This is a genomic window from Amycolatopsis regifaucium (assembly GCF_001613935.1).
In the GTDB taxonomy this organism is placed as follows: domain Bacteria; phylum Actinomycetota; class Actinomycetes; order Mycobacteriales; family Pseudonocardiaceae; genus Amycolatopsis; species Amycolatopsis regifaucium.
Map to the genome: position 1 here is coordinate 168,771 of NZ_LQCI01000052.1, position 22,945 is coordinate 191,715.

Sequence of the window (22,945 nt, forward strand, 5' to 3'; positions counted from 1 at the left end):
ACCGCTTCAGCGCTCGAGCTTGGGGATGGTGGTCCGGGCGGCTTCGGCCGGCGCCTCGGCCTTGTCGGCGCGCAGCTCCTCGATCCGCTCGACCAGCGTGGCCACTGTGGACGCTTCGAACAGCGTCTTCATCGCCAGCCGCGTGCCGGTGGCCTTGCGCACCTGGGCGATGAGCTGGATGGCGACCAGCGAGTTGCCGCCGAGGGCGAAGAAGTCGTCGTGCACGCCGATCTTCTCCACCCCGAGCAGCTCGGTCCACTGGCGGGCGATCTCGGCCTCCAGGTCGGTGCGCGGGGCGACGTAGTCGTCCTCCGACACCTTCACCGGCGCTTCCCCGGGTTCGTCCAGCTCCTCGGCACTGACGCGGCGTTCGATCAGCTCCCGCACCGGCAGGGTGGTGATCACCACCTGCCCGCCGAGTCCGGGTGCCAGCGCCCGGACGAACGCCTCGGCGCCGTCCACCGGCCGGATCCCGGTCGACGTCTTGTCCACAGTGGACACAGTGGACACGGTGGACGCCGAGGTCAGGCCGCCGCCGACGGCGTCCTGATCGACCTGGCGCAGCACGAAGTCCTCGATCGCGACCAGGACGCGGCCGGTCTCGTCGCACAGCGACAGGTCGGCCGCCACCACCTGGTCACCGCCGGAGTCGCGGTAGCGCAGGTGGCTGCGGAAACTCGCCGGGAGCGCGTCGTGCACGACGATCCGGCCGTAGCTCATCGGCAGATAGGTGCCGCTCCCCCGGCCGCGGCCGAACGCGGTCGCGATGTCCAGCAGCGCCGGATGCAGCCCCCACGCCCCGATGTCATCCGCCGCCGCCTCGGGCGCCGTGATCGTCGCCAGCTCTTCCTGTGCGCCGATGCGATGTTCGCGCAGTGCCGCCCACCGCGGGCCGAAGGTCACCATGCTGGTGCGGCCGGTGCCGAAGCCGTGCCCGTCGTCGATCGGCTCGGTCCGCCCGGTCACCGCCTCGATGTCCACGGTGGACGTCGTCCCGGCCGCGACCCACCCGGCGGATCCACGCACGTGGGTCCGGCTCGCGCCGGCGATGTGGCTGGTCACGGTGAAGTCGTCGCCGTCGAACTCCACGCGGTACTCCGCGGTGGAACCGTCCGGGACACCGAACGGCTCCAGGAACGCGACATCCCGCAACTCGACGACGTGCCCGTCACCGGGCTTCGGCAGTGCCGCGGCCACCGCCGCGCGGACGGTCTCCAGATGTCCCGTGCCCGGTACCACCGGCACCCCGGCGATACGGTGCTCGTCGAGCAGCCAGTGCGTGGCCGCCGAGACGAGCCCGTGCGCGCCGTCCTCGGTGCGGGTGGTGAGCACGGGGTGCTCGACCGGGCCGAGCGACCGCGACCGGGCGGCACGGATCGTGGTCGGCGCGGCCACCTCGGCCGCCATGCCGACCTCGTCCCAGCCACCCCAGGCGTGCGAGACCAGCCGCGCCCGCCAGCCGTGGCCGCCCCGCGCGTAGGCGTCGAGGAAGTTGTTGGCGGCGCAGTAATCGACCTGCCCGATACCGCCGATCACCGCGGTGATCGACGAGCACAGCGCGACGAAGTCCATCGGCAGGTCGGCGAACGCCTCGGCCAGAGCCAGCGTCCCGGCGATCTTCGGGACCAGCACGGCCTCGGCCGCGGCCCGCTCCTTCACCTCGGCGACACCGCCGCCGGGCATTCCGGCGGCGTGCACGATCCCGTCGAGACCGCCGAACTCGCGCTCGGCCAGCTCACGCACCTCGCGCAGGCGCGCCGCGTCGGTGACGTCGGCGGCGACGACGTGCACCACCGCGCCCGCGGCCTCCATCCGCCGCACGGCGAGCATCGTGCGCCCGGCGCGGTCGGTGCCGCCGTGCGCGGCGAGGTGCGCGTCCCATTCCGCTCGCGGCGGCAGCCCGGTGCGGGCGAGCAGCACGAGCTTCGCCCGCACGCGCCGGGCGAGGTCCTCGGCGAGCGTGATGCCGATACCGCCGGTCCCGCCCGTGATCAAATACCGGCCGCCGTCTCGCAGCACCGGCTCGGCGGCCGGGGGCAGCTCGATCTGGGTGTGCTCCAGTACCCAGCGACGCCCGGCCCGCAGCGCGACCTCGGCCGCCGCGTCGGCCGGTCGGAACAGCTCGGCGACGGCGTCTTGCGGACGGTCGACGTCGATCCGGCGCACCACCGTGCCCGCGACCTCCAGCGGCACCACCCGGGCGATACCGGCGAGGGTCGCGTGCTCGGGGCGGGTCAGGTCGGTGCCGGTGACGTCGGCGGTGCCGGTGCTCAGCACGTCGATCCGCACCGGCTCTCCCCAGGCCTGGACGAGGTTGAGCAGGCTGAAGAACCCGAGGTCCTGTGCGGCCATGCCGCGCTCGTCCCCGGCCAGTGTCCAGGCGTGGACGACCCGCTCGGGCCGGGTGGGCAGCGCGGCCACGAGCGCGTCGTAGTCCTCGCGCACCCCGGGCCGGACGGTGAACCCGGTCTCCGTCGCGGCGAACCCCTCACCGGGACGCACTTCGGTGACCGTCACATCCGCGTCGCGCAGCAGTCCGGGCAGGACGTCGTCGGCGGCGAAGACGAGCGCGTGCGCGAAGGGCTCGCGTCTCAGATCCGGTTCCGCCTGCCGCCACACCGGGACCGCGAACCACTCGGAAAGGGGCAGCGGACCACTCCGCCGCGCGGGCTGGGTGGCCGTGACCGGATCCGGGTCGACCCAGTACCGCTTGCGCGCGTACGGGTAGCCGGGCAGTGGTACCCGGTGGCCGGGCGCGCCGAACATCCGCGTCTGGAGGGCAACCCCGTTCGTCCACAAGAGACCGGCCGCGCCATACAGCGTTTCGACGTCGCCGATGCGCTCGGTACGGCCCGGCAGGCTCGGCTGCGGCGCGGGCATCCCCTTCGGGACCTGTCCGCGAGCCAGCCCGGACAGCTGATGTCCCGGTCCGCATTCGACGAGCGCCCAGCGGCCGCCGCGCGCGAACAGATTCTTGACACAGTCACCGAACCGGACGGCCTGGCGCAGGTGGGAGGCCCAGTACGCGGGATCGGTGGCCTGGGCGTCGGTGATCCAGTCGCCGGTGACGTTCGACAGGAACGGCAGCGCGGGCGCGGTGCGGGCGACGGCCGCGACGGCCTCGGTGAACCCGGCGAGGATCGGGTCCATCATCGGCGAGTGGAACGCGTGCGAGGTCACCAGCTCGCGGCACTGCACGCCGCTGGCCTTGAGCGTCGCCGCGAAGTCCGCGATCGCGTCCGACGGCCCGGCCACGACGCACGTGCCGGGCCCGTTCACCCCGGAGATCGCGAGCGTGCCCGGCAGCCGTGTGGCGACGCTCTCCTCGTCGAGCTGGACGGCCAGCATCGCCCCGGCGGGCATCGACTGCATCAGGCGGCCGCGCGTGGCGACCAGGTTCAGCGCGTCCGGCAGGGTGAAGACCCCGGCGACGGTCGCGGCGACGTACTCGCCGACCGAGTGCCCGATCATCGCCGCGGGCCGCACACCCCAGCTCTGCCACAGTTTCGCCAGCGCGTACTCGACGACGAACAGCGCGGGCTGGGTCACGCGGGTCTCCCGCAGCGCCTGCTCACCGCCGGGCCGGAAGATCAGCTCGCGCAGCTCCGGCAGTTCGGATTCGAGCAGCCGCAGGCATTCGTCGACGGCCGCGGCGAACACCGGCTCGGCCCGGTACAGCTCGGCGCCCATCCCGGCGTATTGGGAACCCTGCCCGGGAAAGAGGAACGCCACGTTCGTCTCTCCGGCCTGTCCGGACATCAGGCGCCGGGGGTCCCGCAGCCCATCGACCGCGTCTTCCAGGTCACGGGCGACGACGACCGCGCGGTGCGGGTACTCGGTGCGCCCGGCGGCCAGGGTGTGGGCCACGTCGGCGAGATCGAGGTCGACGTCCCCGGCCAGCCGCTCGGCCAGCCGGTCGACCGCGGCCGAGAGCGCTTCCGCGGTGTTGGCCGACACCCGCAGCAGGTGCGCCGGGTGCGGCGTCCGGTGCCGCTCGAGAACCGGCGCCTCCTCCAGCACGACGTGCGCGTTGGTACCGCCGACGCCGAACGAGCTGACGCCCGCCCGCCGCGGCACCCGGTCCGCCTCCCACTTCGTCACCCCGCGCGCGGGGTAGAACGGGGTCGCCGGGAAGTCGATGCCCGGGTTGGGTTCGTCGTAGTTGATGGTCGGCGGGATCAGCCCGTGCTCCATGACGAGCACGGCCTTGATCAGTGAGACCACACCCGCCGCCTGCGACAGGTGGCCGATGTTGGACTTCACCGAGCCGATCGCGCACCAGCCGGTGTCCGCGACCCCGTTCCCGTACACAGTGGACAGTGCGGTGATCTCCATCGGGTCGCCCAGCGCGGTGCCGGTGCCGTGCGCTTCGACGTAGCCGATGGTGCGCGGATCGACACCGGCCATGCCGACGGCCTGCGCGATCGCCTCGGTCTGCCCGGACACACTGGGCGCGGAGAAGCCGACCTTGGTGGCGCCGTCGTTGTTGATCGCGTTGCCCAGCACGACACCCCGGATGTGGTCGCCGTCCTCGATCGCCTGCGACAGCCGCTTCACCAGCACGACCCCGGCGCCGCTGCTCCATACCGTGCCGTTGGCACCGGCGTCGAACGCGCGCACGTGGCCGTCGGGCGAGGTGAAGCCCTCGACGCCCAGGTAGCCGATGCCGTGCGGCATCTCCAGGTTCACCCCGCCGGCCAGCGCCATGTCGCATTCCCCGTTGCGCAGCGCCTCACAGGCCAGGTGCACCGCGACCAGGGACGTCGAGCAGGCGGTGAACACCGCGAGGCTGGGGCCGCGCAGGTCGAGCTTGTACGACACCGAGGTCGTCAGGTAGCTCGGCTGATTGCCGGTCGAGATGCCGATACCACCGTGCTGCGAGGCCATGATGCGCTCGTTGCGCAGCAGGTTCTCCTTCAGGTAACCGGTGCCACCGGACCCGCCATACACGCCGATCGCGCCGTCGAAACGGGCCGGGTCGTAGCCCGCGTCGGTCAGCGCGGCGTGACACGACTGGAGGAACAACCGATGCTGCGGGTCGGTGATCTCGGCCTCGCGGCTGGTCATGCCGAACAGCTCGGCGTCGAACTCGTCGAAGCCGTCGACCACGGCGGTCGCGTTCACCCAGCTCGGATCGTCCACAGTGGCCTCTTCGGCGCCGCGGGCGATCATCTCCTCGCGGGTGGCGGGCACGATCGACTCGACACCGTCGACGAGGTTGCGCCAGAACTGCCGCGCGTCGCGGGCGCCGGGCACGCGCACGTCCAAGCCGACGATCGCGATCGGTTCGGCTCCGGGATCGCCGGCGCCGGTTTCGGGAAGGTGGGTCACGGTGGTGCTCCTATCCGAGGCCGGCCGGGCCGGCGGTGCTACGGGGTCTTCTGGTCTGGGTGCGGGCGCGGCGGGCGGCGACGCGTTCGGCGGCGCGGGCCAGCTCCGGGCCCGCGGTGCCGCCGGAGTGCAGGTGCGCGGCGAGGGCGCGGACGGTGGGATGGCTGAACAGGTCGACCATCGGGATCCGGCGGCCGAGCCGGGCGGTGACCTGGGCGTGCACCCGGGCCAGCGCGAGCGAATGCCCGCCGACGTCGAAGAAGTTGTCGGTGTGCCCGACTTCGGCGACGCCGAGGATGTCGCACCAGGCACGCGCGATCACGGCCTCGGTCGCGGCGAGCGCCGCCGGATCCGCGACCGCCGCCGGTGGCCGTGCCGGGGCACGGGTCATCGCGGCGGGCGCGGCGGTGCGGACGCCTGCCCGCGGCAGCTCCGGCGCGCTCGTCCCGACCGGCGCGTCCGGCGCCGCGGCGAGCACGTCGAGCAGGGCGACGTAGTCCTCGGCGAGCCCGGCCATCCGGGCCTGGTCGAACAGGTCCGGGTTGTACAGCAGCTCGACGCCGTCGTCGTGGACGTACACCGTGAGGTCGAACGGCGATCCCGGCTTGTCCACCGGCAGCCACGCCGAGGCCACGCCGGGCAGGTCCAGCCGCGGCTCGGTGAAGTTCAGGACGTTGAACATCACCTGCACGAGCGGCGCGTACGCGGGATCACGGGGCACGCCGAGCGCCTCGACGAGCCGCTCGACCGGCGCGGCCGGATGCGCGGTCGCGGCGAGGAGTTCCGCGGCGCCACCACGGACGTGCGTCGCGAAGTCCGCCGCGTCGTCGGCCCGCAGCCGCACCGGCACGATGTCCACGAAGAACCCCGCGACCTGTTGGAACTCGGCGAGCTGCCGGTCCGCGACGACCGTGGCGACCAGGTGATCGGCCGCGCCGGTGAGCCGCCGCAACAGCTGGCCGAACGCGGCGAGCAGCACCCCGGCACGCGTCGCGCCGGTGCGGGCGGCCAGTGCCCGGACCGAATCGGCGGTGCCGTCCGGAAAGGACTGACGCAGGCTCGCGCCCCGGTAGGTCTGCACGGCCGGGCGCGGCCGGTCCCGCGGCAGGTCCACTGTGGTCGGTGCACCCGCGAGATGTCCGGTCCACCAGGCGACGTCCACGGCCTCCCGGCGTTCGTCGCGCCCGGCCCGCCACACCGCGTAGTCCGCATAGGACGCCACCGGCGGCGGCAGCGGCTCACCACGGTAGGCCGCCGACAGGTCAGCACAGAGCAGCTCCTGCGACCAGCCGTCGAACACCGCGTGATGCAGCGTGAGGCCGAGTACGTGCTCGGTCTCACCGAGCCGGTAGAGCCGCACGCGCCAGGGAGCATCGCGGTCGAGGTGCACCGGCGTCGCGACGTCGGCGGCCAGCCGGGACCGCAACCCCTCCTCGGTCACCGGCGCCACCGACAGCGGAACTTCCGCGGGCGGCAGGCGATCCGCCAGCGGCGCGCCGTCGACGGCCCGGATCCGCCACCGGAGCACGTCGTGCCGCTCGGTGACCGCGCGCAACGCGTGGCGCAGCGCGTCCACGTCGAGTACGCCGGTCAACCGGAACGCCATCGCGATGTTGTACGGCGCGGCGTCCGGAGCGAGCTGGTCGAGGAACCACAAACGCCGTTGCGGCGGGGACAGCGCGGGCGCGTGCCCGGTGGTCAGGCCCGGTCCGGTCAGCGGCGGCGCGGCCGCGACCCGCCGGGTGAGCCCGTCGAGCGTGCCGCCTGCGAACACGTCGTCGGTGGCGATGTCCGCGGCCAGTTCCGCCCGCAGTGCCGCGACCAGCCGCATCGCGGCGATCGAGTTCCCACCCGAGGCCAGGAAATCCGGCCCCGCGCCGTCACCGAGCACCCGCCGCCAGATGGCCGCGACCGCGCGTTCGGCCGGGGTGTCCAGCGGGCCGAGGTCCGCCCGTGCTCCCGCCAGGACCGCTTCGGCCAGATCGCGCAGGGCTGGCCGGTCGATCTTGCCGGTGACCGGGTTGACCGGCAGGCGGTCGAGCACCCGGACCGCGGCGGGGCGCATCGCCGCGGTGAGCCGGTCCCGGCCGAGTTCGTCCACATCGGACGGTGCGGACGCCGGTGTCAGGAAGGCCACCAGCCGGGTTCCGCCCGGTCCGGGGACGGCCGCCACGGCGGCGGTGTCGACGTCCGGGTGAGCCGTGAGCGCGGCCTCCACCTCGCCCAGCTCGATCCGCTGGCCGCGGACCTTCACCTGCCGGTCGGCGCGGCCGGCGAACTCGAGACGGCCGTCGGGCAGCTCACGGGCCAGGTCGCCGGTGCGGTAAAGCCGTTCACCCGGGGTGGCCGGGTCGTCGACGAACTTCGCGGCGGTCAGCTCCAGGCTGCCCAGATAACCGAGCGCGAGGCCAGGCCCGCCGATGAGCAGCTCGCCGACCTCGCCGGGCGCGACCGGCCGGAGCCCGGCGTCCACGACGTAAGCCCGGTGGTTCGGCGTCGGACGGCCGAGCGGCAGCGGGTCGGCGGGGATGCCGGTCACTTCGTCGGTGAGGACCACCACGGTGGTCTCGGTCGGGCCGTAGGCGTTGAAGAACCGCCGTCCCGGCAGCCAGCGCGCGGCGAGTTCCGCGGGCACCGGCTCGCCACCGCAGGCGATGACGCGCCAGCCAGGGACGGCCGCGGGGTCCAGCATGGACAGCAGCGTCGGCGTGACGAAGCCCCACTCGACGTCGTGCTCGACGAGGAACCGCCGCAGCCGTTCGGGATCGGCCCGGTCGGCGGTACCGGCGAGCTGGACCGATCCGCCGTGCGCCAACGGGACGAACACGTCCATGGTGAAGGCGTCGAAGGCGAGGGAGGAGATGCCGAGCGCCCGGGCGCCGGGCCGGATCCCGAGGGCGGCGGCGAACCCGGTGACGAACGCGACCACGTTGCGGTGAGTGGTCAGCACGCCCTTGGGGCGACCGGTGGAGCCGGAGGTGTAAAGGAGGTGGACGAGGTCGTCCGGCCCGGCGGGGCACTCGGCCGGCCCGTCCGCGGGCCGGGGCACGTCAAGCGCCTCGATGCCTTCCCTGGCACCGAATTCGGCCCGGGCGCGATCACCGACGACGAGGGAGACCTCGGCGTCCGCGGCGATTTCGGCGAGCCGCGCCTTCGGGCCGCCGGGTTCGAGGGGCACGTAGGCGGCCCCGGACAGCAGCACCCCCACGACGGCCGAGATCAGCTCCGGCCGCCGGTCGGCGCAGACGCCGACGCGGGCACCGGGACCGGCGCCGCGAGCCCGCAGCAGCCGGGCGACGCCGGTCGCCGACGCGACCAGTTCGCGGTAGGTGAGCCGGGCCTCGCCCTGGCGGACGGCGACGGCGTCCGGGGTGCGCGCGGCCTGGTCGAGGATCAGCGCGGTGAGCGTGGTGTCCGGAGAGGACAGTGGCGGGCCGTGGCCGCCCGCGACGGGCAAGGTGTCGGTCACCGAGGGCTCCCCTGGTCGGATGTGTGATGAGGCGGTGGGTCGATCCAGTGCCGCTCCCGCTGGAACGGGTAACCCGGCAACGGGACGCGGCCCGGTTCACCGCCCGCGAACCGGGCGGCCCACTCGACGTCGCCGCCCCCGGTCCACTGGACAGCCAGGTCCCGCTCCGGCCCGGCCGGGCCTTCGACGTCGGTTCCGTTCGCCAGCACCGCGTCGAGCGCGGTGACCGCCGACGTGACCGAGTCCGCCACCACGGCGGCCCGGTGTCCGAACGTCCGTCGGGCCGAAAGCGTGTACGCCGCGTCCCCGAGGTCCGGCGCGTCGGTGGCGAGCCGCTCGCGCAGCCGGGCCACCGCTTCGCGCAACACCTTCGCGTCACGCGCGGACACCGGCAGCACGAACGGACCGCTCGCCGCCTGCCGTGGCGGGAGAGCCGGGGCCTCCGCCACGATCATGTGCACGTTCGTGCCGCCCATGCCGAACGAGCTGACCCCGGCCACCCGCCGGTCGCGGGCGGGCCAGTCGGCGGCCTTCGCCGGCACGTACCAGGGGCCGCCCGCCAGGTCGACCTCCGGGTGCGGGGCCGTGAAGTGCAGGCTCGGCGGGATGACGCCGTGCCGCACGGACAGCACGGCCTTGATCAGCCCGGCGATGCCCGCCGCCGCGTCGAGGTGCCCGATGTTCGTCTTCACCGAGCCCAGGGCGCACGTCTCCGGCGACGCGTCCCGGTAGACGCGGTTGAGCGCGGCGACCTCGATCGCGTCACCGAGCGGGGTGCCGCTGCCATGGGCTTCCAGCAGCGCGACCTCGTCCGGGGTGACCTCCGCGATGGCCAACGCCTCGGCCACCGCGGCCGCCTGACCGGCCGGTCCCGGCACGGCGTAGCCCGCGCGGTCCGGGCCGTCGTTTGTGATCGCCCAGCCGGGTAGCACGGCGTAGACGTGGTCGCGGTCGGCGAGCGCGTCCGCCAGCCGCCGCAGCACGACCACCCCGGCGCCCGAACTGAACCCGGCGCCCGCCGCGGCGACGTCGAACGCGCGGCACCGGCCGTCCGGCGAGACGAGCCCGCCGCCGCGGTACCGAGGCCACGTCACGTTCGCCCCGCCGGCCAGCGCGACGTCGCACCGGTAGTCCGCGAGGCTCTGCGCCGCCAGCGCCACGGCCGCGAGCGAGCTGGAGCACGCGCTCTGCACGGCCACCGCGGGGCCGGTCAGCCCGAGCCGGTAGGCGACCTGGCCGGGCAGGTGGTCGGTGAGCTGGCGACCGGTCAGCCGCCCCTCCCAGTCGTCCGGGTCGACGTCGCCGGTCACCGCCGGGTTGCCGAACAGGTGGAACAGGAAGTAACGGTTCACCGAGGCGGCCGTGAACACCCCGACCGGCCCGGTCTCGGTGGCGGGGTCACGTCCCGCGTCCTCGAGGGCCCGCCACGCCGTTTCGAGGAACAGCCGGTGCTGCGGGTCGGTCCGCGCGGCCTCGTCGGCGGTGAGCCCGAAGAACCCGGCGTCGAACTCCTCGACACCCTCGATCCGGCCACCCGCCCGCACGTACGCCGGGTCGGCACGCAGGCCCGGCCCGATGCCCAGCGCCGCCAGCTCGTCGTCGGCGTAGTCGTGGATCGAGTCGGCACCCGCGCACAGGTTCCACCAGAACGAGGCGGCGTCCGGCGCGCCGGGGAACCGGCAGGCCAGCCCGACGACGGCGATGAGATCCCCGGCCGGCTCCTCCGCGGCGACCGTTGGCTGAATGTCCGAAGTGGACTCCGTGAGCCAGGCCGCCTGTCCGGCGATCGTCGTGCGCTCGAACAGGGCGAGCAGCGGGACGTCCCTCTCGAACTCGTCGGCCAGCCGCACCTGTACCCGGCCGAGCCGCAGCGAGTCACCGCCCGCGTCGAAGAACGCCTCGGTACGCCCGACCCGGTCGCGGCCCAGCACCGCGCACCAGATCCGGTGCACGCGTTCCTCGGCCGGGGTCAGCCGCTCGGCCGGACCGGTCGAGGCCGTCCGCGGGTCCGGCAGCGCTCGTTCGTCGAGTTTTCCGGTGACGGTCAAGGGGAACTCGTCCAGCACCGCGACGGCCGCGGGTACCGAGTAGCCGGGCAGGACGTCCGCCAGCGCGGCCCGCAGCGCCCGGCCGTCCGGCCGTGAGCCGGCCGTGGTCACGTAGGCGAGCAGGTCACCGGCACGCACGATCGCGCGGGCTTCGGCGACGCCGGGCTGTTCGGCGAGCCGGGTCTCGATCTCGGTCAGCTCCACCCGGAAGCCGCGGACCTTGACCTGCCGGTCGAGGCGACCGAGACACACGAGGTTCCCGTCCGGCAGCAGCCTGCCGAGGTCGCCGGTCCGGTAGCGACGGCCGCCGTCGGTCGTCACCCCGAACGCCGGGCTGGGCTGGTCGAGGTAGCCGTCGACGAGATGGCTTCCGCGCACTTCGAGTTCGCCGCTGTCCAGCACGGTGAGGGCGAACCCGGGCAGCGCGCGCCCGATCGGCAACGGCCCGTCGACGTCGGGATCCAGCTCGGCGGCGGTCGTGCGGTACTGGGCGGCGAAAGTCACCTCGGTGGCGCCGTAGCCGTTGACGAACACGCACCCCGGCGCGAACCGGCCGCGGCGGACGTCGGCGTGGGTCGCTTGCTCGCCGCCGAGCAGCACGGTGCGCACGGACGGGAGGCCGGTCTCGCCGAGGACGTCGAGCAGGTGCCGATAGACCGTGGGCGTCGAGTGGTAGACGGTCACCTCGTGCCGGGCCAGCTCGCGCGCGGCATGGGCGAGGCCGTGCGCGCGCAGGTCGACCGGCACGAGTGCGGCGCCGGTGAGCAGTGCCGGGTAGAGGTCGGGGATCGCCGCGTCGAAGCCGAACGACGCGAGCAGGCTGAGCCGGTCGGCGGCGGTGATGCCGAGCGCGGCGATCTGGTTGTCGACGACGTGCAGGAGGTTGCGGTGGGTCTGCGCGACGGCCTTCGGCCTGCCGGTGGACCCGGAGGTGAACAGCACGTACGCCGGACTGTCCGGATCGGTTTCGGGCACCGGGAGCGGCGCGGTCTCCGTGCCAGGGTGCACGAGCCGCGCGGATCCCGTGCGGCACAAGAACTCTGCCAGCTCGACGTACTCGGGATCGGCGAGTACGGCGGTCACCCGCGCTGCCGCGAGCTGGTACTCCAGGCGCTCCCGGGGGAAGGTCGGGTCCAGCGGGACGTAGGTGCAGCCCGCGGCGAGGGTGCCGAAGAGCGCCGCGATCGTGGCGCTGCCGTGCCCGGTGACGAGCCCGACCCGCTCCCCCGGCTGGACACCGGCGTCGCGCAACCTCAGCGCGCGGCCGCCCGCGAGCCCGGCGAGCCGGGCGTAGGAGAGGCCGGTGCCGTCCTCGAAGACCGCGATCCGGTCGGGCGATCGCCGGACGTGTCCGTCGAATCGGCCGACGCAGCCGGATTGGGTCATCGGGCGTCGAGCAGTCGCTCCGAGGTTTTCCGAACGCGCGACGACAACGGCGTGGACTTCATCTTGCTCCCCAGTGACCATTCAAGTGAAGAATTACGCAAGGTTAAGTCGACCGGCCGCGTCGAGGAATACGAATTCCATCGATTTAGGCCAAATAGCCCACGATCTTGGACCGCATGTTGCAGTTATCGACGTCTTTCAGCCCAATCTGCGCACTGGTTCGCACTTCACGCTCGATTTCTCGACCACCTTCGACACTCGATCGATTACGTTCGGTAATGTGTCGGAGATTAACCGACACCTTGTTGCGGAATACGTTCACGAACCACTCGCAGGCGAATTCTCTGTAATCGATTCAGATATACGACGCCGGTCGTACCGCCTCCGAGGAAATGTCGCGTTCGCGTAACTTGTTCGGCACGGTGGCGTGCTTGACACCCGGTCGGCCGCCGGATCGAGCCAGGGTCGGCCGGGCTGCCTGTCCCGAGCGCCAGATGCTTCGACGCTGGGCAGTGGCAACGTGTCGCGAGCGAAAACTTCGAAGAAACGCGCACCGCGAAGATTCCAGCCACGACAACTTCGCCTCGCCTCCGGCCGCGGTGTGACCTCGGGGAGTGATATGTCTAATGTGGACAGTTACGATCGGATACCCTCTCGCTCTACAGTCGGCGACATGACTGAAACCGACACCGCTTGCGTGTTCTGCGAGATCGCGGCCGGGCGCGAAGGCGCCGGGCGCGTGCTGTTCGAGGACGAGCGGACGATCGCGTTCCTCGATCACACCGCCGTGATGCCGGGGCACACCCTCGTGGTGCCCCGGGTCCACGCCGCGGACATCTGGGAGATATCCACCGAGGACGCGGCCACCGTCATGCGGACCGTTCACTCGATGGCCGCCCGGATCCGCGACGTGCTGCGGCCGGACGGACTCACTTTGTTCCAGGCCAATCGATCCGCCGGCTGGCAGGACGTCTTCCACCTTCACGTTCACCTGGTACCCAGGGCGACGGGTGATCATTTGACCAGGCCCTGGGTCGCGTCGGCGAAACGCGACGAGGAGCTGGCGGCCGTGCGCGCCCTGCTCCTGGACGGCCGGTCAAGCCCGCTCGAACCGTGAGTTGTCACTTGACAGCGGGACCTCCGGGCCTGCATCCTTAATTAGGAAAGTTTCTTTACTATATCGGCCGCACCGTCGCGGATCCGGTCGAACTGGGGGACAGTTCACGGCTTTGTCCTATCTGGACAGTGAATGATTCCTCCTTCGTCATGCCCACCGGCAAAGAAGGAAGTCCACTGCTGTGACGCATCCCGACCCCACCGTTCGTCGCGCCAGAATGGCCGTGGTGGGCGTTTTCGGGCTCTGCGGGCTGATCTGCGCGGTCTGGAGCGCGTCACTGCCGTCGATCAACGCCCGGCTCCACCTCGGCGAGGGCCGGATCGGACTGGTGCTGCTGGTCACCGCGCTCGGCTCGATGAGCTGCATGCCGGTGGCCGGGCGGCTGGCCGACGCCTGGTCGAGCCGCGCGGTGTCGCGGGTGGTGGCGCCCGTCGCGGCGCTCACGCTGCTCGGTCCCGCGCTGGCCCCGAGTTTTCCGGTACTGCTGGCCGCCGCGTTCGTGCTCGGCGGTGCGCTCGGTTCCTTGGACGTGGCGATGAACGGGCAGGCCGTCGAGGTGGAAACCCGATACGGCCGCCCGATCATGTCGGCGTTCCACGGGGTGTGGAGCCTGGGCGGGGTGGCCGGTGGCCTGACGATCACCGTCGGACTGCATCTCGACACGGACGGCACGGCGTTGATGGTCGGCGCCGGCGTGGTCGCGGCGGTGCTGTTCTTCCTGCCGGGCAGGCATTTGCTGTCCGGCGCGGCCCGGCGCGAGGTGGCCGGTGAACCGGTCGTCTCTTCCGGTGGGCTGCCGACGAGCACCATCATGCTGCTCGGCCTGGTCGCGCTCGCCGGTTTCGTCAGCGAAGGCGCGGGTTACAGCTGGGCTTCACTGCACGCACAAGAAGCGCTCGGCGCGGACCCGGCGACGGCGTCGTTCGCGTACACGGCGTTCGCCGCCGCGCTGACCGTCTCCCGGCTCACCGCCGATCGGCTCCGGTCGAAAGTGCGCCCGGCGAACTGGATGCGGTGCGCGGGATCGGTCGCCGTCCTGGGTTACGCGCTCGTTCTCGCCGCACCTCTGCTTCCCGCGGGACGGCTGGCTTTCGGCCTGGTCGGCTGGGTGGTCGTGGCGGCCGGTCTGGCGACCGTCGTACCGGCGATCTTCAGCGCCGTCGGCGCGGGTGGCGCGAACGTCGGGCGCGCGCTTTCCTGGGTGACCACCATGGCCTACGCCGGTCAGCTGGGCGGACCCGCGGTCATCGGCCCGCTCGCCGACGCCACCTCGCTGGGCACCGCCATGGTGGTACCCGGCCTGCTCGCGGCGGTGATCGCCATCGCCGGACCGATCGTCGTCCGGCGGGCGACCGACCGGCGACTCACCACAGCCCGACTCGACTGAGTGACACGCACCATGGGGGTAAATCGATGCTCTATGCCGGAATCAGCTGGACCGCCGCGGGTTTCGAGATCGCGGTTCTCGACGGGAACGGGCACGGTGACCGGCCGCCCGTGCGGTTCGCCGCGGACCGGACCAAGGAGATCGCGTCCTATCTGAAAGGTCTCGGCGGCCCCGTCACCACGGTCGTCGACAGCACCAACGGCATGCTCGACGGCGGCTTCATGGCCGCCGGCCTGGACATGTACCGCGCCGACCCGGCCATCCTGCCGCCGAGGCCTGCCTTCGGCTCGGTGTCCGCCGTCGAGCTGGCGCGCGCGGCCTGGCGGGATCCCGCTTCCGTGGTACGACTGAAGATCGATCCGGGTTCGCTCACCGGGCGGATGGACGAACACTTTGCGGCGATGGCCTCCAGTGACGAAGCGTTGGCCACGATGACAGCCGCCGGACGCTCGCTGGAGCACGGCGATCGGACGCGTGGGCAGATCGCGCTCACCTTCGACGACGGCCCAAATCCTCCTTACACAGGGCGGATTCTCGACATTCTCGAGTCTTACGGCGTCTGCGCCACCTTCTTCTGTGTCGGGCTGAACGCGGGCGCGCGCGGCGAGGACCTGCGACGCATGGCGGAACAAGGCCATGGCATCGGCAATCACACGTGGTCCCATCCCTACCTGCCGGATCTCTCGCCGACGGAGCTGGCCGACCAGCTGAACCGCACCGGCGACGTGGTCGCGGCGGCCGTCGGCACCGCGCCCGCGTTCTTCCGCCCGCCCTACGGATCACGGACGCCCGAGGTGCTCCGTTCGCTGACGAACCTCGGCACGCGGCTCGCGCTGTGGGACGTCGACACCGAGGACTGGGCGATGCGCGGCCCGGACGTGATCGCGCGAACCGTGCTTCGGCGAACGAAACCCGGCTCGATCGTGCTGATGCACGACGGAGGCGGCGACCGTTCCCAGACCGTCACCGCCTTGCCGTCGGTGATCGAAGGACTGCTTGCCCGCGGACTCGAATTCGTCCGCGTCGAAGACCTGGTGACCCCGAACTTCGCGACAGGAAAGAGATGACGATGCATCCCATCGAGCTTGCGGAGACCCACGTCGGACCGAGCATGCTGCGCAGGCTGGCGGCGGCCTGGCCCAAGCGCGCGACCATCCGCACCGACATGGCCGGGGTGGTCAACCCCGGCGAATACGACCCCAGCCTGCTGGACTACCCGCTGCACCTCATGCCGTTCTCGGAGCACCCGCGGTTCCTCGAAGCGTCGGAAAAGCAGCGGTTGCTGGTCAACACACTGGCGTGGATCGCCTACAACGAACGTGTCATCGCCGCCGAGGAACACGTGGCGAACCCGACCTTCGAAAAACTCGCGCACGGCGTCTTCTCCGGCGTCGACCGCTACGAGGTCAAGGAGGTCGTCCAGCAGTCCCACATCGACGAGGTGTGGCACACCTACATGCACATGATGGCGATGCAGCGCACCCGCGAAGCACGCGAGATCGACCTCGAAGAGTCCTTTGTGGAGCCGGTCACGAACCGCAGGCTCTACGCGCTCGCCGAGAGCATGGCCGAGCAGTGGCAGCGCGACCTGCTCTATCTCATGTGGACGGTCGTCGGCGAGGTCAGCATCAACGCCTTCCTCGACCTGCTGGCCGGTGACAAGTCCATCCAGCCGATGCACGCGCTGATCGCCCGGCTGCACGCCCGCGACGAGGCGGCGCACGGTCCCGTGCTCGCCGAGCTGATGAAGGAGATCTACCCGAAGCTGGAACCGGAGCGGCAGGAGTTCTTCATCCGGTACCTCCCCGAGGCGATCACCGCGTTCGGCGCCGAGGACTACGAGCTGTGGCCGCAGGTGCTCCGGTTCGCCGGTATCGAGCACGTCGACGAGATCATCGCCGACTGCCGGGCCGCGGAGGACGGCGAGGTCATGATGAACGATTTCGCCACCGTGCACCGGCTGCTGCGGGACCTCGGGATCGAAGACAAGGTGAAGTACCACTTCGTGACGGCCAAGGGCGGGGTGAAATGATCCTGACCGGGCCGGAGATCACCGAGTCGGTGACCGACGGCCGGATCGCGATCTCCCCGTTCAGCCCGGATCAGGTCAATCCGAACAGCTACAACGTCAAGCTCGGCGGCACGCTGATGTCCTACCGGGACAAGATCGTCGACGCCTACCATCCGAACCCGACCAAGACGATCCAGCTGCCCGAGGACGGGTACGTGCTCCAGCCCGACCAGCTCTATCTCGGGCACACCGAGGAGCGGATCGGCTCGGACATCTACGTGCCGCTGTTGTTCGGCCGGTCCTCGGTCGGCAGGCTCGGGTTGTTCGTCGAGATCACCGCCCCGATCGGGGACATCGGATTCCACGGCCAGTGGACGCTCATGCTCTCCCCCGTGCAGCCGTTGCGCGTCTACCGCGGTATGAAGATCGGCCAGATCATGTTCTTCGTGTCCTCCGGTGAGATCGACCTCTACGCGGGGAAGTACCAGTCGGCGGTCGGCCCGCAGGAGTCCCGCTACTGGCGCGACAGAGTGGCGGTGACCTCGTGATCCTCACCCGCAAGGCGATCGAAAAGGCGCTGGAGAGCGGGGACATCGCGATCGACCCGTTCGAGGCGGACCGGTTGTCGCCCAACGCCTACGACTGGCGCCTCGGCGAGAAGATGCGAGTGTTCGACACGGAACTGGACGCGGCCAGATCGACGCCGTTCACCGAGCTCGTCATCCCGCCCGAGGGTCTCGTGCTCGAACCGGGGAGGCTGTACCTCGGGGTCACCCACGAGCGGACCCATTCCGAGCGATACGCGCAGATGATCAACGGTGACCACACCATCGGCGGGCTCGGCATCTGGGTCCATGTGTCGGCGCCGCTCGGGCACGTCGGCCACGCGATCAACTGGACATTGGAGATCAGGGTGGCCAGGCCGGTCCGGGTCTATCCGCTGATGACCTTCGGCAAGATCATCTTCCTGGTGGCGCACGGATCGCCGTCGAGCTACCAACGGATCGGGACGAAGTACACGAACACGGCCGGTATCGACATTTCCCGGCTGTACGAGGAATTGTCGTGAAGACGCTGACCGGGATCGACCTCCCGCCGGGCAGCCCCGGCGGGAGCGTCGAGCTGCTCAAGGATCTCTACCTCGCGCCGGAAGCACCGATCGAGGCCGGTGTCTTCATGCTCGGCTCCGGCGCCACCCCCGGCGGGCCGGAACTGCTCGACGTGCCGGGCAAGCAGCTCGGCGGACCAGGGTTCTGGTCCTATGTAGACGATCTGGCGATGGCCATCCGGTGCCGTTTCGATCCGGCCGATTTCGACGCGGTGCACTGGCAGCACCTGAGTTTCGGTGCCACACCCGCGTTGCTCCGCGCGTTCCCCGACCACCCGCGGATCGCGCTGGTGCACGGCACCGACCTGCTCTTCGCGGCGGAGCATCCCACCCAGCGTGAGGTGCTGCGCGAGGCCGCGGCGGCGGCGGGCGCGGTCGTCGTGCCGACCTCGGCGATGGCCGACCTCCTGCGCACGGTCACGCCGGTCGAACCGAAGCGGATCGTCCACCTGCCATGGGGAATCCCCGATCGGCTGCTGCACTCACCGCCGCCCCGGCCCGAACGGCGGGACGGCTTCCGGGTGCTGTACGCGGGGCGCCTGACCGCGGAGAAGGGAGCGGCCGAGCTGATCGCGGACCTGACGGGGCTGCCCGATGTGACGTTGTGCGTCGCGGCGCCCGAGCACGAGTTCGCCGCACTCCCGGTGGACACGGCGCAAGTCGACTACCTCGGCTGGTTCGACCGGCCCGCGTTGTGGCAGGCCTTCGCGCGGCACGACCTGCTCGTGGTGCCGTCGACGACCTTGGAGGCATTCGGACTCGTCGCGGTCGAGGCGCAGGCCTGCGGACTGCCGGTGGCGTATCAGCCGGTGCCGGGGCTGACCGAGGTGCTGGGCGACTCGGCCATCCGGGTCGCCCGGTCCACGCTCGCGGACACCGTCCGGCTGCTGGCCGAGGACGACAGCGCCCTGACGGACCTGCGTGCGGCCGGGCTGTGCAACGCGGCCCGGTTCCCGCTGTCCAGTACCGCGGCCGGGCTGGAAGCGCTGACCGCCGGGGTGCGCCGGTGATCGCGCAGCGCGGGCTGTTCGCCGGGCCCGATCCGGTGATCAGCAAGGATCTCTACGCTCAGCTCGTCTCGGGCGGCGCCCGCCGCGACCGGACCACGCTCACGCTCGAACCGGCGTCGAAGGTCTCCGGCAACACCTACTTCGGGCGGTTCCCGGCCGGCTACTGGCAGCGCTGGACGAGCGCCGGCGTGGTCGAGGTCGAACTGGAGGCCAGTGGTTCCGGCACGGTTTCTTTGCTGGCATCGGATTTCGAGGGCGAGCCACGGGTGGTGGCGGCGCAGGTCGTCGACGGCGCACCGATCTCGCTGGCCGCTCCCCTCGACCGGTTCGTCGACGGCGGTGCGCTGTGGCTGGACTGGGAAACCGAACCGGGCGAACGACTCGTCGTCCGCGACGTGCGCTGGACGGTTCCGGCGGCGGAGCGGGCACGGCCGACGGTGGTGACCATCTGCACGATGAACCGCCCGGCCGACTGCCTCGCCACGCTGACCGCGATCGCCGGTGACGACCTGGCGCTGGCCGCGGTGCACGCCGTGTACGTCGTCGATCAGGGCACAGACCACGTTTCGGCCGAGGACGTTTTGCCGCCGGCCAAGCTCCGGTACCTGCGGCAGCCGAACCGGGGTGGCGCGGGCGGCTTCACACGCGGCCTGTACGAGGTCGCGGGCGAGCACGTGAACGTGCTGTTCATGGACGACGACATCGTGCTGGAACCCGACCTGATCGTCCGGATGACGGCGTTCTCGGCGGCCACGGCGGAACCGCTGATCCTCGGCGGCCAGATGCTGAACCTGCTGCACCCCACGCGCTTGCACGCGGCGGCCGAGTACACCGACCTGGACGGCATCCGGCCGGGCAGGCCGGTCCGGCACAGCCTGCACGCGGTCGACCTGCTGGCCACCGATCCGGCCACCGGCAGGCCGTACCGGCAGGAGTTCCGCGTCGACGCGGGCTACAACGGCTGGTGGGCGTGCCTGATCCCGGCCGAAGTGGTCAAGGAGGTCGGCTATCCACTCCCCCTGTTCTTCCAGGGCGACGACGCCGAGTACTCCTACCGGGCCAGGGAACAGGGGTTCCCGACGGTGACGCTGCCGGGCGCGGGCCTGTGGCACACCGACTTCCCGTGGAAGGACGCCGACGAGCTCAATCGGTATTTCATCCTGCGCAACTACACGATCATCTCGGCGCTGCACGGTGATTTCCCCGTGCTGAAGATCGCCGGAACCCTGCTCGCCGAGCTGGTCGAGGCCCTGCTGGGCATGCGGTACGGCGCCGCGGCGACACTGATCCAAGCGGTGTCGGACTTTCTCGACGGGCCGGACATCCTGCGCGACGGCGGGGTTTCGGCGCTCGCCCGGATCCGCGAGGTGCGTTCCCGCCATCCTGAGACCGTCGTACATCCACCGACGGCCGTGCCCGGACTCGCGTCGAACGACATCGTGATCAGCGAACCGGGTGTCTTCGACCGGCTGGCACTCGGGCCGTTGCTCGGCGTGCACCGGCTCGCCGTGGGCTCCGTGCCGGTTTCGGAGGCCGACTGGTGGCGTGTCGGCGCGTTGCGCACGGCGGTCGTGACCGACGCGTCGCAGCGGGGCGTCCGTGTCCGCACGTACGACCGGGGGCACCTGGCCCGGCTGGCGTACCAGGGCGCGCGGGTGCTCACCAGGTTCATCCGCGACGGCGCCGCCGTCCGCGAGCAGTACCGCGCGGCGCTGCCGCGGCTGACCAGCCGGGACGCCTGGACCGGATTGTTCTCGGACGAAGGATTGATCGCATGAAGCCCTTGCTGGTGGCGACGGATCTCGACGGCACGGTGGTGCGCCCGGACGGCACGATCTCCGACCGCACGGTGTCGGCGTTCGCGCTGGTCGAAGAAGCGGGTGCCGAATTCGTGGTCGCCACCGGCCGTCCGCCGCGGCTGGTGGCCGAGATCGCCGGGAGATTCGGTGACCGGGGCCTCGCGATCTGCTCCAACGGCGCCTATCTGTACGACATGCACACCAGGACGGTCGTCGAGGAGTACGCCATCACGACACCGGATCTCGTCGAGGCGGTCGCCAGGCTGCGTGCGGTGATCCCCGGCATCGGCATCGCCGTGGAGCACGCCGACCGGTTGGTCGCGGACTCGATTTACGAGCCGTGGGAATGGGACCGCGGCGCCACGGTCGAGCGCGCCGACGACGCGACGCTGCTGAGTCTGCCCGCGCCGAAGCTGCTCGGCAGGCACCCGTCGCTTTCCGCCGACGAACTCCTCGCACTGGCCAAGCCGGCCTTGGACGGGCTCGTCGCCGCGTACCACTCCAACGGCTCACGCCTGGTCGAAGCGATCGCGATCGGGGTGAACAAGGCGGCCGCGCTGGCCCGGCTCGCCGAGCGGAGCGGGGTGGCGGCCTCGGACGTGATCGCGTTCGGGGACATGCCCAACGACCTGCCGATGCTGTCCTGGGCGGGTACGGCGTACGGCGTCGCCAACGCGCACCCCGACGTGCTCGCGCTGGTCGACCACGTGATCGGCAGCAACAGCGAAGACGGCGTCGCCGTCGTACTCGAACAGCTCTACGCGAAGGAGAACTCCGTTGTCGGTGAATGAGTTGGACCGGCTCGTCAACGCCTGCCTGCTGGCCGGGTACACCGGGGCCGAACCGCCGTCGTGGGTGCATTCGGCGCTCGACGAGGGGCTCGCCGGGGTCACCCTGTTCCCGGCCAATCTGGCCGGTGGCAGGCAAGCGATCGTCCGGCACACCCGCGCGCTGCGGCGGACGGCCCCCGACGCGCTGATCGCGCTGGACGAGGAGGGGGGTGACGTCACCCGTCTCGACCACGAAACCGGCAGCGCGTATCCGGGCAACCTGGCGCTCGGTGAGATCGACGACCTGGCCTTGACCGCCGAAGTCGCCGCGGCCATCGCGGCCGAGCTGAAGGCCTGCGGGGTCAACCTCAACCTGGCCCCGTCGATCGACGTCAACAGCGATCCCGACAACCCGATCATCGGCGTCCGGTCTTTCGGCGCCCGGCCGGAGCTGGTCGCTTCCCACGGCGCGGCGTTCATCGAGTCCATGCAGGACGGTGGCGTGTCCGTCTGCGCCAAGCATTTTCCCGGTCACGGCGCGACGGTGACCGATCCACATCACGCACTGCCCATTGTGGACTCTCCGGCCGCGACCTTCCGCGAGCGCGAGCTGGCGCCCTTCGTGTCGGCGATCAAGGCGGGCGTCCACGCGATGATGACCGCCCACGTGCTCTATCCCGCACTGGACCCGGACAACCCGGCGACGCTGAGCCGCCGTCTCCTCCACGACCTCGTCCGCGAAGAGCTGGGCTACGAAGGCGTGCTGCTCTCCAGCGCGATCGCCATCGAGGTCGGTCAAGGCAACCAGGACATCGGCGCGGTGGCCGTCCGTGCTCTGCGGGCGGGATCGGATCTGCTGCTGCTCGGGCCGACCGAGGGCGCGGAGCTCGCCGCGGTCATCCGGGCGTCGGTCGCCGAAGCCGTCCGCGCGGGCACACTTTCGTGGGAAACCCTGGAAACCGCAGCCGCACGGGTGTCCACCTTGCGCACCCTGGCCGCACCCCGCCCGCTCGGACTCGAAGCCGCGCGGCGCGCTCTGCGCGTCGAGGGACCGGTCACCTTGACCGCTCCCGCCTTCGTGGTCGAACTGCGCGCCGGTGGCAACGCGCTGGGTGAAGCCCACTGGAGCCTCGCCGGCCGGTTGACCGAACTCGGCGCCGCCCACTCGACGGTGCTCGCCGCCGAAGACGACCCGGTGGTCCTGCCGTCTACCGGCCCGGTGGTGCTGGTGGTCCGGGACGCTTACCGGACCCCTTGGCAGGCGGCCCGGCTCGCCGAGGCGCTGGCCGCCCGGCCCGACGCGATCGTGGTGGCCGTCGGTATGCCGGACGACGTGACTCCGCAGGTCAAGGCCAGTATCCGGACCTACGGCGCCGGTGCGGTCAACATCGAGGCGGCGGTGGAACAGCTCACCGCACAGTGGCCGTGAGCGGCCGACATCGGCGCTCGGACCTGTTTGCGCGATCCCGCCACCGCCGTCTATCTTCCTCCGTGTCCGGATAACGGCTC

13 protein-coding genes are annotated in these 22,945 nt (G+C 71.4%); 10 read left to right on the forward strand and 3 right to left on the reverse strand.

Annotated elements, in window-relative coordinates:
- Positions 1–6: 6 nt before the first annotated feature.
- The 3 genes from AVL48_RS36335 to AVL48_RS36345 are packed head-to-tail and all read right to left on the reverse strand — an operon-like array spanning position 7 to position 12,234.
- Complete coding sequence (locus AVL48_RS36335; protein ID WP_061980984.1) at positions 7–5,331, reverse strand: type I polyketide synthase; 5,325 nt, start codon at positions 5,329–5,331, stop codon at positions 7–9.
- 10 nt (positions 5,332–5,341) lie between these two features.
- The gene (locus AVL48_RS36340; protein ID WP_061980983.1) at positions 5,342–8,800 is read right to left on the reverse strand and encodes a non-ribosomal peptide synthetase; all 3,459 of its coding nucleotides are present in this window, start codon (positions 8,798–8,800) and stop codon (positions 5,342–5,344) included.
- Complete coding sequence (locus AVL48_RS36345) at positions 8,797–12,234, reverse strand: AMP-binding protein (RefSeq protein WP_061980982.1); 3,438 nt, start codon at positions 12,232–12,234, stop codon at positions 8,797–8,799. Before AVL48_RS36345 ends, AVL48_RS36340 begins: the two co-directional genes overlap by 4 nt.
- Before the next feature lie 673 nt (positions 12,235–12,907).
- Between AVL48_RS36345 and AVL48_RS36350 the strand changes: the two genes are divergently transcribed.
- The 10 genes from AVL48_RS36350 to AVL48_RS36395 all read left to right on the forward strand — a co-directional run bounded on the left by AVL48_RS36350 (position 12,908) and on the right by AVL48_RS36395 (position 22,865).
- On the forward strand, positions 12,908–13,351 hold the full coding sequence (locus tag AVL48_RS36350) for an HIT family protein (RefSeq protein WP_061980981.1): 444 nt from the start codon (positions 12,908–12,910) through the stop codon (positions 13,349–13,351).
- Positions 13,352–13,577: 226 nt separating this feature from the next.
- Positions 13,578–14,738, forward strand: a complete 1,161-nt coding sequence (locus AVL48_RS36355) for an MFS transporter (RefSeq protein WP_143104695.1) — start codon at positions 13,578–13,580, stop codon at positions 14,736–14,738.
- 26 nt (positions 14,739–14,764) lie between these two features.
- On the forward strand, positions 14,765–15,805 hold the full coding sequence (locus AVL48_RS36360) for a polysaccharide deacetylase family protein (protein ID WP_061980979.1): 1,041 nt from the start codon (positions 14,765–14,767) through the stop codon (positions 15,803–15,805).
- The gene (locus AVL48_RS36365) at positions 15,802–16,770 is read left to right on the forward strand and encodes a diiron oxygenase (RefSeq protein ID WP_244162450.1); all 969 of its coding nucleotides are present in this window, start codon (positions 15,802–15,804) and stop codon (positions 16,768–16,770) included. Before AVL48_RS36360 ends, AVL48_RS36365 begins: the two co-directional genes overlap by 4 nt.
- A complete protein-coding gene (dcd, locus tag AVL48_RS36370; RefSeq protein WP_061980977.1) occupies positions 16,767–17,297 on the forward strand; it encodes a dCTP deaminase in 531 nt (176 codons plus the stop codon). The genes AVL48_RS36365 and dcd overlap by 4 nt, the downstream gene beginning before the upstream one ends.
- Positions 17,294–17,818 (forward strand): dCTP deaminase, encoded by a 525-nt coding sequence (locus AVL48_RS36375; RefSeq protein ID WP_061980976.1) that lies wholly within the window; start codon positions 17,294–17,296, stop codon positions 17,816–17,818. Before dcd ends, AVL48_RS36375 begins: the two co-directional genes overlap by 4 nt.
- Positions 17,815–18,867 carry a glycosyltransferase family 4 protein gene (locus AVL48_RS40460; protein ID WP_083426608.1) on the forward strand — a complete coding sequence of 351 codons (1,053 nt, stop codon included), beginning with the start codon at positions 17,815–17,817 and terminating at the stop codon, positions 18,865–18,867. The genes AVL48_RS36375 and AVL48_RS40460 overlap by 4 nt, the downstream gene beginning before the upstream one ends.
- Positions 18,864–20,645, forward strand: a complete 1,782-nt coding sequence (locus AVL48_RS36385; RefSeq protein WP_061980974.1) for a glycosyltransferase — start codon at positions 18,864–18,866, stop codon at positions 20,643–20,645. Before AVL48_RS40460 ends, AVL48_RS36385 begins: the two co-directional genes overlap by 4 nt.
- Positions 20,642–21,457: an HAD family hydrolase gene (locus AVL48_RS36390; protein WP_061980973.1), complete on the forward strand. Its 816-nt coding sequence runs from the start codon at positions 20,642–20,644 to the stop codon at positions 21,455–21,457. Before AVL48_RS36385 ends, AVL48_RS36390 begins: the two co-directional genes overlap by 4 nt.
- On the forward strand, positions 21,450–22,865 hold the full coding sequence (locus AVL48_RS36395; RefSeq protein WP_061980972.1) for a glycoside hydrolase family 3 protein: 1,416 nt from the start codon (positions 21,450–21,452) through the stop codon (positions 22,863–22,865). The genes AVL48_RS36390 and AVL48_RS36395 overlap by 8 nt, the downstream gene beginning before the upstream one ends.
- Positions 22,866–22,945: the final 80 nt, after the last annotated feature.

Bases quoted from the DNA above. Each gene is read 5' to 3' on its own strand.
- AVL48_RS36345 (WP_061980982.1), bottom strand. From the start codon at position 12,234: ATGACCCAATCCGGCTGCGTCGGCCGATTCGACGGACACGTCCGGCGA.
- AVL48_RS36350 (WP_061980981.1), top strand. From the start codon at position 12,908: ATGACTGAAACCGACACCGCTTGCGTGTTCTGCGAGATCGCGGCCGGG.
- AVL48_RS36360 (WP_061980979.1), top strand. From the start codon at position 14,765: ATGCTCTATGCCGGAATCAGCTGGACCGCCGCGGGTTTCGAGATCGCG.
- AVL48_RS36365 (WP_244162450.1), top strand. From the start codon at position 15,802: ATGACGATGCATCCCATCGAGCTTGCGGAGACCCACGTCGGACCGAGC.
- dcd (WP_061980977.1), top strand. From the start codon at position 16,767: ATGATCCTGACCGGGCCGGAGATCACCGAGTCGGTGACCGACGGCCGG.
- AVL48_RS36390 (WP_061980973.1), top strand. From the start codon at position 20,642: ATGAAGCCCTTGCTGGTGGCGACGGATCTCGACGGCACGGTGGTGCGC.